Origin of the sequence: Thermogutta sp. (assembly GCF_014359955.1) — a bacterium.
GTDB lineage: Bacteria > Planctomycetota > Planctomycetia > Pirellulales > Thermoguttaceae > Thermogutta.
In genome coordinates this window covers 1-1605 of record NZ_JACIYL010000917.1, presented here as the reverse complement: position 1 = coordinate 1605, position 1605 = coordinate 1, and the positions used below count along the sequence as shown (strand labels likewise).

The 1605-nt window shown below is 59.3% G+C and carries 1 protein-coding gene; it reads left to right on the top strand.

Annotated elements, in window-relative coordinates:
* Positions 1-123 precede the first annotated feature (123 nt).
* A complete protein-coding gene (locus tag H5U08_RS18180; RefSeq protein ID WP_297036386.1) occupies positions 124-1458 on the top strand; it encodes a hypothetical protein in 1335 nt (444 codons plus the stop codon).
* Positions 1459-1605 lie beyond the last annotated feature (147 nt).

Genomic DNA, 1605 nt, shown 5'->3' with positions numbered 1-1605 from the left:
AGCCCAGGCCGAGGCAGAGAAAAAATACCAGGAACTCAAGTCCGCCCCGCGAGCCGACACCCAATGAGGTTTTTCGTTGAACCGGCCCATTCTGCTGACGCTGTGACTCACGTGAAGCATCCGATGATGGACGACACCCGGTCCCCTGGGACGGCCACCCGGGCTGTGACAGCCTGTGGCGCGGTTCTGATGCTTGCGTCTTCGGTCTTCGCTTTGAACCCAGAGGAAGCCAAAAAGAAAGTTGCGGCAATGCCTGGGCTGGTCGCCTTCTGGGACTTTGAATACACCGAAGGCGAGACGTGGTCCTCGCGATTCGATCCCCGCGTTGTGGACCGCGGTTTCCCTGTCTATTTGAGGCGATTGGACGACCCGCATCGTTACATCCCCGCAAACTGGCCCTATCAACAGGACGAGCGGTCCCAACTGATGTATGACACAAGCGGGCCGTTCGGCAGGGCCTTGCGGTGCAATCGGGGATACGTGTTTGCCGAAGTCCCGCGGGAAGAATTCGACCAGACGCCGCTGGACATTCACGGTCGGACACCATTAACGCTGGTCGCCTGGGTCAAGTTCTACGGGGACCGCCATTTCGTGGCAGGAATCTGGGATGAAGGGGACTGGGGCAAATACAGCGGTCGTCGCCAGTTCGCCCTGTTCGGTGGATTGTTCGGCTCGCAGGGGGTCATTGCCCATATCTCGGCCACGGGCGCTGCAAGCTTTCCGCAATCCACGGCACCGGGTTCTCAGTATGCGCGGATGCGGGCTGTGGACGGTGCTGCTTTTCCGAACGGCCGATGGGTCTGTATGGCCATGACTTTCGATCCCCACTCCCAGACCGTGACCGCCTACCGCAATGGACGTGCAACCCCCCATGTTCTTCCCGACCCTGTCATTCTGAGTGTGTACGGTGACGCGGCCCCACGAGAAGCCAATCCCTTTCCTTTCACCTGGCCCATCTACTCCCCACGTTCCTTTATCCTCAAGTTCAATGGGTACAACTACACAGAGTCTGGAGTGTACGAACACTGGTTGGAAGTCGATCTCGAGAATCGGAGGATCACCTACGGCAGAAATCCGCCCCGGAGCCAATCCGGCACCAAGTACCGAGTCACGATCAATCTTTTCCGCGACGGGCGGCAGATCCTGCCGCGACCGGTAAGCGTGCCCGTTGAGCCGGGAAGTTCATTTCCTCTACCGGACGAATTCAACTGGCAATGGGGAGACGAACTCGAGGCCGCGCTTTACGAATCGAAAGCCGAGGCCGACCACAGCGCCCAGCCTGTCGGTACTCCCGTACGAAGGGCCCTGCTTTTTGGTGCACCGTTCACATTTGGGCGAGCACTGGGGCTGGGCGGCATCCACCTCGACAAAGGGACGCAGGTGTGGATCGATGGAGTGGCCGTCTTCAATCGGGTGCTTTCCCCCTCTGAGCTGGAAGCGATCGCTTTCGCGAATTAGCCCTCATCGGCATCGAATGGTCGGGGCTTTTCTCTTCAAATGGTCCCCGCCCAGCCGGCCTCAAATGATTCCGGCGCCACAGCTCGGCTGGTGAAACGTTTTGAGGAGTCTCTCCCTCGAAGCGACACGGCGGAAAATGCATTCGAC

Excerpts from the sequence above, each read along its gene's own strand:
- H5U08_RS18180 (WP_297036386.1), top strand. The coding sequence starts at position 124 with ATGATGGACGACACCCGGTCCCCTGGGACGGCCACCCGGGCTGTGACA.